General features: G+C 64.9%; 14 protein-coding genes. 6 read left to right on the plus strand and 8 right to left on the minus strand.

The window, feature by feature from the left end; genetic code table 11:
- Window positions 1–24 precede the first annotated feature (24 nt).
- The 3 genes from B4I46_RS23870 to B4I46_RS23880 all read right to left on the minus strand — a co-directional run bounded on the left by B4I46_RS23870 (window position 25) and on the right by B4I46_RS23880 (window position 3,261).
- Window positions 25–1,413, minus strand: a complete 1,389-nt coding sequence (locus tag B4I46_RS23870) for a sensor histidine kinase (RefSeq protein ID WP_286902176.1) — start codon at window positions 1,411–1,413, stop codon at window positions 25–27.
- Window positions 1,391–2,071, minus strand: a complete 681-nt coding sequence (locus tag B4I46_RS23875; protein ID WP_043863057.1) for a response regulator transcription factor — start codon at window positions 2,069–2,071, stop codon at window positions 1,391–1,393. The genes B4I46_RS23870 and B4I46_RS23875 overlap by 23 nt, the downstream gene beginning before the upstream one ends.
- 170 nt (window positions 2,072–2,241) lie before the next feature.
- Window positions 2,242–3,261, minus strand: a complete 1,020-nt coding sequence (locus B4I46_RS23880) for a branched-chain amino acid aminotransferase (protein WP_043863056.1) — start codon at window positions 3,259–3,261, stop codon at window positions 2,242–2,244.
- A 376-nt stretch (window positions 3,262–3,637) separates the two neighbouring features.
- On the opposite strand from B4I46_RS23880, the gene B4I46_RS23885 reads away from it, so the two are divergent.
- The gene (locus tag B4I46_RS23885) at window positions 3,638–4,168 is read left to right on the plus strand and encodes a cysteine hydrolase family protein (RefSeq protein WP_043863055.1); all 531 of its coding nucleotides are present in this window, start codon (window positions 3,638–3,640) and stop codon (window positions 4,166–4,168) included.
- On the opposite strand, the gene B4I46_RS23890 is transcribed toward B4I46_RS23885, so the two are convergent.
- The 5 genes from B4I46_RS23890 to B4I46_RS23910 form a co-directional block, all read right to left on the minus strand.
- Window positions 4,079–5,752, minus strand: coding sequence for an ABC-F family ATP-binding cassette domain-containing protein (locus tag B4I46_RS23890; RefSeq protein WP_286902178.1), 1,674 nt, complete (start codon window positions 5,750–5,752; stop codon window positions 4,079–4,081). The genes B4I46_RS23885 and B4I46_RS23890 overlap by 90 nt on opposite strands.
- 165 nt (window positions 5,753–5,917) lie before the next feature.
- Window positions 5,918–7,000 carry a hypothetical protein gene (locus B4I46_RS23895; protein ID WP_286902180.1) on the minus strand — a complete coding sequence of 361 codons (1,083 nt, stop codon included), beginning with the start codon at window positions 6,998–7,000 and terminating at the stop codon, window positions 5,918–5,920.
- A 151-nt stretch (window positions 7,001–7,151) separates the two neighbouring features.
- Window positions 7,152–7,997 carry an ABC transporter permease gene (locus tag B4I46_RS23900; RefSeq protein ID WP_043863053.1) on the minus strand — a complete coding sequence of 282 codons (846 nt, stop codon included), beginning with the start codon at window positions 7,995–7,997 and terminating at the stop codon, window positions 7,152–7,154.
- Window positions 7,994–9,004 (minus strand): ABC transporter substrate-binding protein, encoded by a 1,011-nt coding sequence (locus B4I46_RS23905; protein WP_123752233.1) that lies wholly within the window; start codon window positions 9,002–9,004, stop codon window positions 7,994–7,996. Before B4I46_RS23905 ends, B4I46_RS23900 begins: the two co-directional genes overlap by 4 nt.
- Window positions 9,005–9,065: 61 nt before the next feature.
- Window positions 9,066–9,680, minus strand: a complete 615-nt coding sequence (locus tag B4I46_RS23910) for a LysE family transporter (protein ID WP_043863051.1) — start codon at window positions 9,678–9,680, stop codon at window positions 9,066–9,068.
- A 247-nt stretch (window positions 9,681–9,927) separates the two neighbouring features.
- On the opposite strand from B4I46_RS23910, the gene B4I46_RS23915 reads away from it, so the two are divergent.
- The 5 genes from B4I46_RS23915 (at window position 9,928) to B4I46_RS23935 (ending at window position 13,893) form a co-directional block, all read left to right on the plus strand.
- Window positions 9,928–10,782: a hypothetical protein gene (locus tag B4I46_RS23915; RefSeq protein ID WP_253087348.1), complete on the plus strand. Its 855-nt coding sequence runs from the start codon at window positions 9,928–9,930 to the stop codon at window positions 10,780–10,782.
- 18 nt (window positions 10,783–10,800) lie between these two features.
- The gene (locus B4I46_RS23920) at window positions 10,801–12,147 is read left to right on the plus strand and encodes an endonuclease/exonuclease/phosphatase family protein (protein WP_286902181.1); all 1,347 of its coding nucleotides are present in this window, start codon (window positions 10,801–10,803) and stop codon (window positions 12,145–12,147) included.
- Between the two features lie 122 nt (window positions 12,148–12,269).
- Window positions 12,270–12,494 (plus strand): MbtH family protein, encoded by a 225-nt coding sequence (locus B4I46_RS23925; protein ID WP_043863048.1) that lies wholly within the window; start codon window positions 12,270–12,272, stop codon window positions 12,492–12,494.
- 10 nt (window positions 12,495–12,504) lie between these two features.
- Window positions 12,505–13,224 (plus strand): thioesterase II family protein, encoded by a 720-nt coding sequence (locus tag B4I46_RS23930; protein WP_043863047.1) that lies wholly within the window; start codon window positions 12,505–12,507, stop codon window positions 13,222–13,224.
- 117 nt (window positions 13,225–13,341) lie between these two features.
- Window positions 13,342–13,893, plus strand: a complete 552-nt coding sequence (locus B4I46_RS23935) for a hydrolase (protein WP_043863046.1) — start codon at window positions 13,342–13,344, stop codon at window positions 13,891–13,893.
- The last annotated feature ends 3 nt before the right edge of the window (window positions 13,894–13,896 follow it).

Here is a 13,896-nt window from a genome sequence, read left to right on the forward strand (position 1 = left end):
GCGGGCTCGACCCGCGATGAGGCCCTAACTGGCCACCTTCGGCCGACACTGCAACACCAGCCGCGCCCCGCCCAATTCGCTGTCTCCTACCTCCAGCTCAAACCCATGCAGGTCGACGATCGCTGCAACGATCGAAAGCCCCAGCCCGAACCCGTTGTGCCGATGACCTTCCTCGCTGCGGTAGAACCGCTTGAGCACGGCCTCGCGCTCGTCCGCCGGAATCCCCGGCCCGCTGTCCTCCACCTCGATCAGCAAGCCCTGGGCGTCTTCACGGGCTCGCATCCGCACCTGACCACCGGCCGGGGTGAACTTGATGGCATTGCCCAGCAGGTTGGCCAGGGCCTCGAACAGCAGCTCGCGGTCGCCCTTGAGCGCCGGCAACTGGTCGGGCAGCACCAGGGTCAGGCGAATTTCGCCGTCCTCGGCCAGCGGCAGGTAGAAGTCATGCAGCTCTACCAGCAGGGCACGCGGGTCCAGCTCGACGAAGCCGGCACGGCGCTGGCGGTCTTCCAGTTCGCTGATGCGCAGCAACCCGCGAAAACGCGCCATCAGGGTGTCGGTTTCGCTGATGGCCTGGTCCATCTGGTCGGCCTGGATCGAGTCGTCGCCGACCTGCTGGCGGATCCGGTACAGCTGGGCCCGCAGGCGCGTCAGCGGGGTGCGCAGGTCGTGGGCAATGTTGTCGCACACGCCTTTGACCTCATGCATCAGCCGCTCGATGCGGTCGAGCATGGCGTTGACGATGGCTGCCAGCATGTCCAGTTCGTCACGGCGCGACGACAGCGGCAGACGGTGGGTGAGGTCGCCGGCCACGATCAGCTCGGCACTGGCCTGGATCGCCCTTATGCGCTTGAGCGGGCGGCGACGCAGCAGGTACCAGCCGGCGATGCCGGGAATGATGGTCAGCGACAGTCCCCACAGCAAGGCATGCAGAATGATCCGCGTGACCACGAACAGCGAACCGTTGTCGCGTACCAGCACCAGCCAGCGGCCATCGCGCACCTTGAGCGCCACGGCATCACAGCTGTCTTTTGGCATGCGCGGGTCGTCGGCGTCCAGGCAGCGGCTGAGCTCGTGGATCCTGCCATCCAGGCCCAGCTCGGGCGGGATCTGGCGGATCTGCCCGCCCAGTGGGTTGAACTGCGCGTCGAACAGCCCGTAGGCATCGAAGCTGCGTTCGTCGAAGGCCTGGCTGGCGATCAGGGCGTCGTCGAGCTGCTTGCCGCTCATGTGTGCGAACAGGTGCTGGCGCTGCAACAGGGAATGGCGGGTGAGCTTGTTCAGGTAACCGGACACCTCGAAGTACAGCACCCCCATGAGGATGCTGCTCCAGGCCACGAACAGAAAGCTGTACAGCGCCAGCAGGCGGCTGGTGGACGAACTCCAGCCCTTAGACGGGTTCGGCAATGGCATAGCCGGAGCCCCGCACGGTGCGAATCAGCGGGGTTTGCCCAGCGGCGTCGATCTTTTTGCGCAGACGCCCGATGTGTACGTCGATCAGGTTGGTGCCGGGGTCGAAGTGGTACCCCCAGACTTCCTCGAAGATCATCATGCGGGTGATGACCTGGCCGGCGTGGCGCATCAGGAATTCCAGCAGCTTGTACTCGGTGGGCAGCAGGTTGAGGGTCTGCTCGCCGCGCCGGGCCTCGTGGCTTATCAGGTCCAGCTCCAGGTCGGCGACCTGCAGGCGGGTCTGGGCCATCGGCACGCTGTTGCGGCGCAGCAGCACTTCCACGCGCGCCGCCATCTCGTCGGAGGCAAACGGCTTGGTCAGGTAGTCGTCACCACCGGCGCGCAGGCCGCGCACGCGTTCGTCGACATCGGAGAGGGCGCTGATCATCAGGATCGGCGTGGCGATCTTGAGGTTGCGCAGGGTGGTGACGATGGTCAGGCCGTCGACTTCGGGCAGCATGCGGTCGAGGGTGATCAGGTCGTAGCCGCCGGCGATTGCCTTGGCCAGGCCTTCACGACCGTTGTCGGCCCAGTCGACCTCAAGGCCGTGGCTGGAGAGTTCGGCGACGATTTCCTGGCCGGTGACGGCATCGTCTTCGATAGTCAGTACGCGGGGCATGCTCTTACCTGGGCGGCGTGTGGAGACTCGATTGTGCCAAAGAATAGGCGGTGCCCGGGTTAAAGAAAAATTCATCTTGAAAAAGGGCTGCTGCGCAGCCAGTCACGGGTCGAGCCCGCTCCCACAGGGTTGCGATGAACCTGTGGGAGCGGGCTTGACCCGCGATGCATTCAGGCGACCTTGACGATCCAGCCCGCCGGCGCTTCGACGTCACCGCTCTGGATACCGGTCAGCTCGGCGTAGAGCTTCTGGGTCACCGGACCGACTTCGGTCTCGCTGTGGAACACGTGCAGCTTGCCGTTGTACTGGATGCCACCGATCGGGGTGATCACCGCAGCGGTGCCGCAGGCACCGGCTTCGATGAAGCGGTCCAGCTGGTTGATCAGCACGTCGCCCTCGATCACCTTCAGGCCCAGGCGCGATTCGGCCAGTTGCATCAGCGACAGGCGGGTGATGCCCGGCAGCACCGAGGCGGATTTCGGGGTCACGAACTCGTTGTTGGCGGTGATGCCGAAGAAGTTGGCCGAACCCACTTCCTCGATCTTGCTGTGGGTCAGCGGGTCGAGGTAGATGCAGTCGGCAAAGCCGGCCTTCTTGGCCTCATAGCCTGGTTGCAGGCTGGCTGCGTAGTTGCCACCGACCTTGGCGGCGCCGGTGCCCTGGGGCGCGGCACGGTCGAAATCGGAGATCAGGAACTTGTGCGGGGTCATGCCGCCCTTGAAGTACGAGCCAACCGGGATGGCGAAGATCGAGAAGATGAACTCCGGCGCGGTGCGTACGCCGATGTTGTCACCCACGCCGATCACGAACGGACGCAGGTACAGGGCACCCTTGCCGTGCGGCGGTACGAAGCGTTCGTTGGCCTGGACCACCTGCTTGCAGGCCTCGATGAACTGTTCGGTCGGCACCCGCGGCATCAGCAGGCGATCGCAGCTGCGCTGCATGCGCAGGGCGTTCTGGTCGGGGCGGAACAGGTTGATCGAGCCATCCTTGCAGCGGTAGGCCTTCATGCCTTCGAAGCATTGCTGGCCGTAGTGCAGCGCGGTGGAGCCTTCGCTGATGTGCAGTACGTTGTCTTCGGTCAGGGTGCCCTTGTCCCACTCGCCATCACGGAAGTAGGAAAGGTAGCGCTTGTCGGTCTTGATGTAGTCAAAGCCCAGCTTGTCCCAGTTAATGCTCTCGTTACTCATGGCACCCTCGATCGGTTGGCAAATGCCTGTATGGTCAGGCCACGCATATTGCGCAAGCAGCCACGATAATACATCCCGTGCAGATCGGAAACGGGCAGATGCCGATTGCGCCGGTGCCCGGCCGCCAGCGCTTCAGGTCCGGCGTGACCGAGCGTGAGTCGTCGCGCCGCCATGGGCTTGACCGACGCAGGGCTCGTGGAGCATTGTGCGTGACATGAATATCGACCTGTTGACCTCGACCCGCACCACCACGACCGCCATCGGCGGGCGATGGGTGGCTGTGTAAAGCGAACGCAGCAGGTCACCCAAGGCCCCGCCAGCAATGGACGGGGCCTTTTGGTTGGCGCGTCCGGCTGGCATCTTAAGGAGAGACACCATGCCCGTACGGCGCGCGTTACTGATTCTGGATATGCAGGTCGGCCTGTTCCATGGACCCGAACAGCCCTGGCAGGGCGAGCGGATACTGGCCAACATCAACCGCCTGATCGGCACCGCACGGGCGGCCCGGGCGCCGATATTCGTCGCGCGCCACACCGGCCCGCAGGGTTCGCCGATCGAGGCCGGCAGCACACCCTGGCAACTGCTCCCGGCGCTGGAGGTAGACGAGCAATACGACCGCGTGTTCGACAAGTTCCGGCCCAGTGCCTTCTGGAACACGCCGCTGCGTGAGTGGCTGCAGCAGGCGGGCGTTGAAGAGCTGGTGGTGGTCGGCATGAAAACCCAGTACTGCGTCGATACCAATTGCCGCGTTGCTGCCGAGCTGGGCGTGCGCCCGGTACTGGTCAGCGACGCGCACACCTGCATGGATACCCCCGGCCTAGGCGCCGAGGCCATCGTCGCCCATCACAACCTCACCCTGGGCAGTGGCTTCGCCACCTTGTGCGTCACCGAAGCCGTGCAGTTCTGATTGCGGCATGCACAGCTGCCCCTGCAACTGCAGGTGTTGCAGGAACACCAGGTCATGGGACGCCACCAGCAGGGTCCCCTGATACTGGCAGAGCATCTGTTCCAGGGCCTGCAACGATGGCAGGTCGAGGTGGTTGCTGGGTTCGTCGAGCAACAGCAATTGCGCTGGCTGGTCGCTGTAGAGTACCGCGGCCAGCGCTGCCTTGAGCCGTTCGCCGCCACTGAGCAGGCCGCTGGGCAGGGTGATGCGGTCTGCATCCAGGCCCAGTTGCGCCAATCGGGTGCGCACGCTGCTCTGGTCGAGTTCACGGCACGCCTCGCGCACATGCTCCAGCACGCATACGCTCGGGTCGAGCAGGCTGCACTGCTGGTCCAGGTACGCCACGCTGGCGCGGGTCTCGCATTCACCCTTTCTAGGCGGCAGTTGCCCGGCCAGCACCTTGAGCAACGTGGATTTGCCGCTGCCGTTGGCGCCGGTGAGGGCAAGGCGCTGGCCGACGTACAGCACCAGGTCGAGCGCGTGCGGATGCTCGATGTGGGGTAGCTCAAGGTCACGCAGCCAGGCGATCTGGCTGCCTGGCGGCAACTGACGTGCCGGCGCGTGCAGTACCACCGGCTGCTGTGGGTCCAGGCGTTGAGCGGCTTCACGCACCTGGGCGTCCATGGCCTGGCGCGTGGCCAGGTGGTTGCGCTGCTGCCTGCCTGCGGTGGCCTCGCTGCGTTGCTGTTGACGGTCGAGCAGGATCTTCGCCTGGTTGCTGTGCCTGGCCTCGTGGCCGGCCCTGGCCTGGTGGCGTTCGAGGCGCTCGTGTTGACGCTGCAGGTCGCGGGCCTGGCGCTGGCGTTCGAGCTTCAGACGCTCGAGATTGCGCTCGGCCAGTTCGGTGTCGCGGGCCTTGCAAGCGGTGAATGCGCTGTAGTCGCCCCCGTAGCTGTGCAGGCCCGAGGGCGACAGCTCGACGATGCGCTGCATGCTGGCGAGCAGCATGCGGTCGTGGCTGATGACCAGCAGCCCCTTGTTCCAGCGTTCGAGCATGATCATCAGCGCGGCGCGGCTGGGGGCGTCCAGGTGGTTGGTGGGCTCGTCGAGAATCAGGTAGTCGGCGTCGCCGAGAAACGCACCCAGCAGTGCCACGCGCATGGCCTGGCCGCCGCTCAGCGTTTCGGCGGGGCGATCCCAGCGCAGCATGCCGAGCTGCTCGCGGGCCAGGTGGCTGTGCAGTTGCTCGCGTATGTTCCAGCGTTCGCCGACGGTCTCGAAGTCGCTCGCGGCGGTACTGCCAGCCTCGATGCGTTGGAGCGCTTCTATCACCTGGCGTACCTGGGCCAGGTCGGCGACCGTGGTGCGGGAGGTGATCGGCTGTTGAGCGAGGTAGTGCACGCGCCCCTGGCGCAGGCAGCGGCCATCGCTGGGCTCGAGCTGACCGGCCATCAGGCGTGCGAGTATGGATTTGCCCACGCCGTTGCGCCCCACCAGGCCGGTGCGGCGCTGGTCGAAACGTTCGGTGAGGTTGGAAAACAGCAGCCTGCCGTCTGGCAGTGCATAGGTGACGCTGTCCAGCGTCAGGGATGACGTGTTCGTCATGCGAACCTCCAAGGATGCCTGGTGCTTCCCCCGGTGACGGGGCTGAAGACGGGCCGTCTGAAACGACGGTGGCATCAATGGCGCATTGGACGAATACCTCGGGATGCGGGAAAAGGCCTGTAGTCTAAGGGGATAGCGGCAGTCGGTAAAGGCCCTCCAGTGCCATTACCGGTCGAGTTTTTCATAGCCTATCGCGCCCGAGACGGGTTGTGCCCGGCTGATATCGAAGGCGTGTTCGAGTAGCGGCCTGGCTTGCTCCCATTGCGCGGCGCCCGTACCGTCGCGCCCTGTTACCGAGAGTGCGATCAGCTGTGCACTGAGGTGCTTCAGATCAAGTGGCTGGGCGTCATTGGCCGTTTCCGGCAGCCTGTCTGCCACCTTGTGGCGGCTCGAGTCCTGTTTGGCATAGTTGCCGAACTGTTCGACGCCCTGCACCCCTGCCAGCCGAGAGACGTGCTCATCATGCAGTGGGAAGCGCCGTACATGGCTGTCGGAGAAGGAGTCCTGCAGCATGTGCAGCAACGAGCCCAACGCCAGGTTCTGGATGGTGCTGGCAGCATGCTCATTGTGCGAATCGTCACAGCGCGACTCTGTCCAGCCGTGTCCTCGCAGCATTGCCTTGAGTGCGGGCATACGCGTGCAGTTCCTGCTGAAAAGGTCTTCGGGCTGCCATAGCAGCCGTCGGGTGTTGCTGTGGGTGAGCGACTGGCTGAACTGCTCGCCACCTTCGGGGCTCATCAGTTGCGGCACGCTGCGAAAGTAGCGGTTCTTGGGGATTTCTCCGGTGGAAACACGGAATGTGAATTCGGCCCACATCATGATTCTGGCGCGTGTTTGTGTCGTGGTTTCCAGAGCGCTTGAGGCCATGGCGTGAAGGTACTGCATGTCGCCGCAGTGGGTGCGATACATGAGGTCCCAGGTGGGATTGATCTGTGTTGAACGCTTGCACGAGTCTTTGAACGAAAGGTAGAAATCCACTGGAACACCCGTCTTCATGAAACCCAGCGGATCATCGTTCCAGCGTGCGCCCGCGATGAGGCTTTCGATGAAGTTCTGATCCGCTTTAAGGGCATCGGGAATCGCTGCCTGCCTGATCGATGCCAGGGTCAGGTTTTCGTGTACCGCCTCGCTGAAGACACGAGTGTAGGCACCATTGTTCACCTTGCCGTAGGGTGACAGTTGGAAAGCGCTGGCCGATGCACTGACCAGGCACAGTGTTGCGGCGGACAGGATACGGTAGGCTCGCACGCTCGAACTCCCTTTCAGTGTGCCGGCAGGCTTTTGAGCAGCGTAGACGAGTTGCGTTTAGTGCGCGCGGGCTGAACGGCCCCTTTGGTCTATCCGGCAACGAGTACTTTGAAAGGGCGGTGCAGGTCAACGCTGTTGCACCAGGAAGGCTTCACCGCGGCTTGCCATACGCCTGGGTGATGCGGTCGATCACGATCGCCAGCGCAACGATGGCCAGCCCGGCCTCGACCCCCTTGCCCACGTTCAGTGTCTGGATGCCGGCCAGCACGTCCTCACCCAGGCCGCGCGCGCCGATCATCGAGGCCACCACCACCATCGACAGCGCCATCATCACCGACTGGTTCAGGCCGGCCAGGATGCTCGGCAGCGCCAACGGCAACGCCACCCGGCGCAAGCGCTGCCAGCGGTTGGCGCCCAGCCCCTGGGCGGCCTGGGTCAGTGACGGGTCCACCTGCGACAGGCCCAGTTCGGTGAGGCGTACCAGCGGCGGCAGGGCATACACCAGGGTGGCGAAGATCGCCGGCACCTTGCCCAGCCCGAACAGCATCAGCACCGGGATCAGGTACACGAAACTGGGCAGGGTCTGCATCACGTCCAGCACCGGCATCAGCAACCGGCGCGCCAGTGGCCGGCTGGCCAGCAAAATGCCGAACGGAATGCCGATCAGGAGGCACAGGCCGGTACTCACCAGCACCAGTGCGCAGGTCTGCAGCAGCTTGTCCCACAGGCCGACCACCCCGATCAGAAACAGCAGGCCGCTCAGCAGCAGCGCCCGCCGTACACTGCGCGTGGCATGCCAGGTCAGCAGTGCCACCAGCGCCAGCAGCAACCACCACGGCGTGGCGCGCAGCAGGTTTTCCAACCCTACCAGCAGTTGCAGCAGGCCGTCCGAGACCGCCCGAAGCTGGTCGCCGTAGGCCAGCACCAGCCAGTCGACGAAGCGATTGACGCTGTCTGCGAACGAAACGTGCAGCGCCTCGGGAAAGCCCGTACTCACAGGGCCGACTCGACCCTGGTCGCCACCTCGGCGGGCAGCCAGGCCTTCCAGATGCTCGGGTTCGCCTTGAGAAAGGCCTGCGCTGCAGCGTCCGGCGCCTGGCGCTGCTCGCTCATCGTTGCCAGGGCGCTGTTGAGGGTGGCGATCGGCAGATCGACCTTGGCGAAGAATGCCACCAGCTCCGGGTACTGCTGGCGAAACGGCGCCGATACGCCGATCGACAGCCTGGCCGGCAGCGAGCGGGTGCCTTTGGGCTCGGTGTTGCCCGGGTCGGTGAGGGTGGCCCAGGCCTGGGCGTCGAATGGCGGCTCTTCAAGGCGCACCAGCTCGTAGCGGCCCATCAGCGGGGTGGGCGACCAGTAGTAGAACAGCACCGGCTTGCCACGGCGGATGGCGGAGGTGATTTCGGCGTCCAGCGCCGCGCCCGAGCCGCTGCGAAAGTTCACGTACTGCCCGTCCAGCCCGTAGGCCTTGAGCTTCTGGCTGTTGACGGTCTCGGAGGTCCAGCCGCTGGGGCTGTTGAGAAAGCGGCCCTTGTCGGGTGACTCGGGGTCCTTGAACAGTGGGGCATGGCGCTTGAGGTCCTGGACGGAACGCAAGTCCGGGGCCAGTGCCTTGAGGCCGCGCTGTTCATCGCCCTTGATCACGTAGGCGGGCACGTACCAGCCTTCGTCGGCGCCCTTGACCGTGTCCCCGATGCTGAACACCTGGCCGGCCTGCTCGGCCCTGGTCCAGGCCGGGCTGCGGCCAGCCCACTCCTCGGCGATCACCTGGATGTCGTTGCGCGCCAGCGCCACCTCCATGCTCACGGTGCTGCCGGGCAGGGTGTCGGTGGGGTAGCCGTAGCCTTTCTCGACGATAAAGCGCAGCAGTTGCGTGGTCAGGCTGCCGCTTTCCCAGGTGATGTCGCCAAAGTGGATGGGGGCCGCAGCGGGCGCCGCCAGGCTCTGGGAGGCTAGGCCCAGTGCCAGCAGGGCGCCGCCGATCAATTGTGTCAGTCGCTTCATGTCGTCTCACTTGCCGCGCCGCTTCAAGGTCAGGCAAGTGTAGTAGACCCGCGCCAGGGGTTTAGCGCAGTACTGCCAACTTGATGCTGAAGCCCACCAGGCACATGCCGGCCAGGCGTTCGAGCAGGTTCGAGACCTTGGGGTTGGCGCGCAGGCGGGCGGCCAGGTTGTGGGTCAGCAGCACGGCCACCAGGCCATACAGGAAGGTCAGCACGGCAATGGTCACCGCCATGAAGCCGAACGTCACGAAGCCCTGATGCCGGACCGGGTCGACGAACAGCGGAAAGAACGCCATGTAGAACATGATCGCCTTGGGGTTGAGCAGGGTGATCATCATGGTCTGGCGCAGGTAGTGCTTGGACTTCATCGGCCGTACCGGCGTGCTGCCGGGTTTGGCCAGGGCCATGCGCAGGCCCAGGTAGGCCAGGTACGCTGCACCCAGCCATTGCACGGTATGGAACGCTGCCGGGTAGGTGGTGAGCAGCGCTGCCACACCGGCCACGGCCAGCCACAACAGCACCTGGTCACCCAGGATGACGCCGAAGGTGGCGCCCAGGCCGCCTTTGATGCCGCCCTTGCCGGTGGCAGTGATCAGCGCGAAATTGCCCGGCCCCGGGATCGCCAGCAGCACCAGGAAGGCAATCACGAAGGCACCGTAGTCCGTTACGCCAAGCATGGGGAAACTCCGTGTTACCTATCAGGATTCGAGTGCATACGATACGCCTGCGCTGCGCCGGTGCGAACCCCGTGTTGTGCATCTGGCCCGAACAATCGCACAGCGATGTGCGCCTGCTGCCAGCCCGGCAGGTCACGCCCGGGCCCGTGCAACTTCCGGTTTCTCACGTACACGCTGGGCTTTGCCCGGCTGATCCGGCCGGGCTGCGCTGTTCTACTGGGGGCTCTTTGTACCTCTGGAGCAGGCGATGCAACTTTGTTACGCAGCCAACATGCACGGCATCTTCAACCGTGCTTTCCCTACCGAGTCGCAGCCTGTGGCTGGCGGTTGCCGGGTAGTCGTACACCGGGGCGTGCTCTATTGCGCCTACAACGCCGACGGCAACGTGGCCGAATTCGTCGCGAAAGTGAGTGGCATCGACGTATGGACGACGCCGGCGGTGCTGCCACTGATGGTGACCCCGAGCAGGTCACTGGCGCTTTTTGTGTTCAAGGACAAGGTCCATGCGTTTCGAAGCGATGACCAGGGTGAATACACCCTGGCCTCCTACAACGACACGCTCATGGGGTTCGAGCCCATGACGTTGAGTCAGCCCATGCACGGCTCGCCGTCGCTGGTGGAGTTTCAAGGGCGGTTGCACGCCTTCTATCGGCACGGCCACACGAGGCAGATCGAGTGCCTGAGCAGTGAAGACCTGGAAAACTGGGGCAATGGCCCGGTGCTCAGGGCCAGGGGGGTAGCGGTGACCACCCCCGACGACCCGATCGCCATTGTCTACCAGGGCCTGATCCACCTGTTCTACAAGGATGGCGATGGTCGGACCCTGTTGGTGAAGTACGACGGCAAGCAGGCCTGGACCGAGCCACGGGTGTTCATCGAGCAGGCCTACCCGTTCATGCCGGGTGTGACGGTTCACGCGGGGCTGCTCAAACTCGCCTTCACCCGCAGCATTGCCAATGCCAACGGTCGCGCGCTCTATCAATACGCCTATGACGGCAATGCCCTCAGCCCGGCAACGGTCAGCAGCAACCTGGCCGCTACCGAGCGGGTGGGGCTGGGCGTGCTCGATGGCGAGCTGTTTGCGCTGTTCCAGAAGGCTTGACCCGGTGGAGGTGTTCCCATGCCCGTTGACCGTGTCATTGGCCTGTACATCGACAACAACCTGGTGCCCGACATGCCGGCCGTTGCGTTCGAAGAGCAGGTCGACGTGGTGTTCATGGACGCGGTGGCGCTGCTCGCCGCCGCCAGGCCCCGGGACTGCGTGCATACCCTGGTCTACCTGAACTACATCGTTTCGGCACGCCTGATACGCAGCAGCAACCATGAGGCACAGGCCGGCTATGGGGCATGCATGACCACCCTGTTGCGCCGCTGGTACAGCGACACCACGGTGCTGCAGCATCTTCAGGCCTCGCCAGGGCTGTATCGTCATGGCGTGATGATCGGACTCTACCGTGTGCACCATGCCCTGGTCATGAATGGCCTAAGGAGCGTACAGGGGCCACACCTGCTGGATCCTGGCGACCCCTTGCGCATGCTCCAGCATGGGGTCATGGCCATCTTCGGCCCGTGGCATGCGCACATTCGCCTGCATGGGCGCATTCGTGATTACTACCACAGCCGATTGAACACTGCAGGGCCCTCGGCACAGATCGAAATAGGTCGCAGCGCGCGCACTGAGGTGCCGATACGGGTGGCCACCTGGAACCTGCAGGGCGCATCGGTCAGCACCGAGAGCAAATGGTTGACCGGGGTCTTGCCGCTGCTGCGCAGCAACGATGTGGTGGTTCTGCAGGAGGTCGGCGTTGCCCCGCATTCTGCGGTGTTCAGCCGCACCGAACGGGTGGCCGACCAGTTCGGCAGTCACCACGACATCCATGTCTACAGCTGGCAGGCCGGCACCCGCAGCCGGCCCGAGCGCTACCTGATCTACTTCCTCGATGTGCAGCGGCTGCGGGTGAACCTGGCGATCGTGATGCCTGACCCCGGCGAGTTCAGGGTCAGCCAACTGGCCATCATCTCGGACGGGCAATTGCCGGTGGCAGGCCCGCCCCTTTACCGCCCGGCCATGGGGGTGCGTGTGAGGCGACGAGCGCTGGCGGGCAACACGCCGGAGCTGGCGATCTTCAACCTGCATGCCATTTCCGGCGGGGGCGTCAACGCCGCGCGCATGTTGAGGGAGATCAGTTGGCACACCGATACGCCGTTCGCGCTGCTGGGGGATTTCAACCGCGATCCGCGACCGACCACTCCCTCGGTGCCGACGCGTGGCAACTGGGTGTCGCCCGAAGACATCGCCCGTATCGAGCTGGCGGGCGGCAGTACCCACCCCAGCGTGGCGCCGAGCAACATGCTGGACTATGCGGTGACCAATGGCACCTCGCAGGTGCCGGCGCCGGGGAACGTCTCTGCGCCGGGGGCATCGGACCACCGCTCGGTGCATTACAACCTGACCTTCAACTGCTAGCGCCGGCAGGTGCCGCGGGATTTTCCCAGCGTCGCTAATTTATCCGCACGCCGCTTCGTCTCCTCCAGTAGCGCCCGTACGCCTCCCGCGCCACGAGCCTCATTCAACCAAGGAGACAGGCAATGACTTCCGTATTCGATCGCGACGATATCGTGTTCCAGGTTGTGGTCAACCACGAGGAACAGTACTCCATCTGGCCGGACTACAAGGCTATCCCCAACGGCTGGCGCACCGTCGGCAAGAGCGGTTTGAAGGCTGAGTGCCTGGCGTACATCGATGAGGTATGGACCGACATGCGCCCGCTGAGCCTGCGCCAGAAGATGGCCGAAACCGCTGCGGCGCAGTGAGGGGCGGCACGTGTCGTCACTGACCCTGTTGTGCCTGCCGTACTCGGGTGCCAGCGCCATGGTCTTCAGCCGCTGGCGGCGCAAGGTGCCCGCCTGGTTGAACGTGCGCCCGGTGGAGCTGCCAGGGCGGGGTGCACGCCTTGGCGAGCCGTTGTACACCGACATGCAGGCCCTGGCCCGGCAACTGGCCGCCGAACAGAGCCTTGTCGCCCACCAGCCCTACGCGGTGCTGGGGCACAGCCTGGGGGCGCTGCTGGCGTTCGAGCTGGTGCACGAGCTGCAGGCGCTGGGCTGCCCGCCACCGGTGGCGTTGTTTGCCAGCGGTACGGCGGCGCCGACCCGTCGTGAAGGCTACGACGACGAAAGCTGGCGCGAACCCAAGAGCGACCCGCAACTGATCGAAGAGTTGCGCACCCTGGGCGGTACTTCGGAGGAAGTGCTGGGCAATGAGGAACTGATGAGCCTGACCCTGCCGGTGTTGCGCGCAGACTTTCTGTTGTGCGGACGCTACGCCTATCGGCAGCGCCCGGCACTGCGTTGCCCGCTGCATGTGCTCGGGGGCGAGGAGGATCGCGCGACCCAGGAACAGTTGCTGGCCTGGCGTCAGGAGAGCCAGGGTGATTTCTCGCTGGCGCTCTTCCCCGGCGGGCACTTCTTCATCCATGAGCATGAAGAGCAGGTGCTGGGCGTGCTCAGCCAGGCCCTGGAGCCGCACCGCCTGACCGCATGAGCCTCGCGTGGTAGCATCCGACCGGGCCCGGGCAGCCATCGCGCTGCCCGGGTTTCTGTCCGCAAGCCGCCTGGCGGTGACACCCATCGCCCCGGCGCCCGCCATGGAGCGCACGCAATGCTGATCGACCCTACCCAGGCCACGCTGCTGGTCATCGACGTTCAGGAAAAACTCATCGGCGCGGTCAGCGACCCTGCCGGCACGCTGGCCCGCACCCGCTGGTTGCTGGCGGCGACGGCCGAACTGGGGTTGCCCACGGTGATTTCCGAACAATATCCCAAGGGCCTCGGGCACACCGTCGGTGCGCTGCTCGAGGCGGCGCCCGCTGCCGAGGTGGTGGAAAAGGTGCACTTTTCCTGCGTGGCTGCCGACTGCCTGCCCGCCAGCCTGCTGGCCCGCCACCAGGTGATTGTGTGCGGCATGGAAACCCACGTGTGCGTGCTGCAGACAGTGCTCGGCCTGCTGGCGCTGGGCAGGCAGGTGTTCGTGGTGGAGGACGCCTGCGACAGCCGCAGCCTGCTCAGCAAGAGCGCCGGCCTGCAGCGCATGCGTGATGCCGGCGCGCAGATCGTGACTCGCGAGATGGTGCTGTTCGAGCTGCTGGGCAGCGCCGGCCACGAGAAATTTCGCCACATCAGCAAGACCTTCCTGGTCGGCGAGCAACCTTGAGGG

The sequence above is a fragment of the Pseudomonas sp. UBA7500 genome (assembly GCF_002478435.1).
In the GTDB taxonomy this organism is placed as follows: Bacteria; Pseudomonadota; Gammaproteobacteria; order Pseudomonadales; family Pseudomonadaceae; genus Aquipseudomonas; species Aquipseudomonas palmensis.

Excerpts from the sequence above, each read along its gene's own strand:
- B4I46_RS23870 (WP_286902176.1), bottom strand. The coding sequence starts at position 1,413 with ATGCCATTGCCGAACCCGTCTAAGGGCTGGAGTTCGTCCACCAGCCGC.
- B4I46_RS23875 (WP_043863057.1), bottom strand. The coding sequence starts at position 2,071 with ATGCCCCGCGTACTGACTATCGAAGACGATGCCGTCACCGGCCAGGAA.
- B4I46_RS23880 (WP_043863056.1), bottom strand. The coding sequence starts at position 3,261 with ATGAGTAACGAGAGCATTAACTGGGACAAGCTGGGCTTTGACTACATC.
- B4I46_RS23885 (WP_043863055.1), top strand. The coding sequence starts at position 3,638 with ATGCCCGTACGGCGCGCGTTACTGATTCTGGATATGCAGGTCGGCCTG.
- B4I46_RS23890 (WP_286902178.1), bottom strand. The coding sequence starts at position 5,752 with ATGACGAACACGTCATCCCTGACGCTGGACAGCGTCACCTATGCACTG.
- B4I46_RS23905 (WP_123752233.1), bottom strand. The coding sequence starts at position 9,004 with ATGAAGCGACTGACACAATTGATCGGCGGCGCCCTGCTGGCACTGGGC.
- B4I46_RS23910 (WP_043863051.1), bottom strand. The coding sequence starts at position 9,680 with ATGCTTGGCGTAACGGACTACGGTGCCTTCGTGATTGCCTTCCTGGTG.
- B4I46_RS23915 (WP_253087348.1), top strand. The coding sequence starts at position 9,928 with ATGCAACTTTGTTACGCAGCCAACATGCACGGCATCTTCAACCGTGCT.
- B4I46_RS23920 (WP_286902181.1), top strand. The coding sequence starts at position 10,801 with ATGCCCGTTGACCGTGTCATTGGCCTGTACATCGACAACAACCTGGTG.
- B4I46_RS23925 (WP_043863048.1), top strand. The coding sequence starts at position 12,270 with ATGACTTCCGTATTCGATCGCGACGATATCGTGTTCCAGGTTGTGGTC.
- B4I46_RS23935 (WP_043863046.1), top strand. The coding sequence starts at position 13,342 with ATGCTGATCGACCCTACCCAGGCCACGCTGCTGGTCATCGACGTTCAG.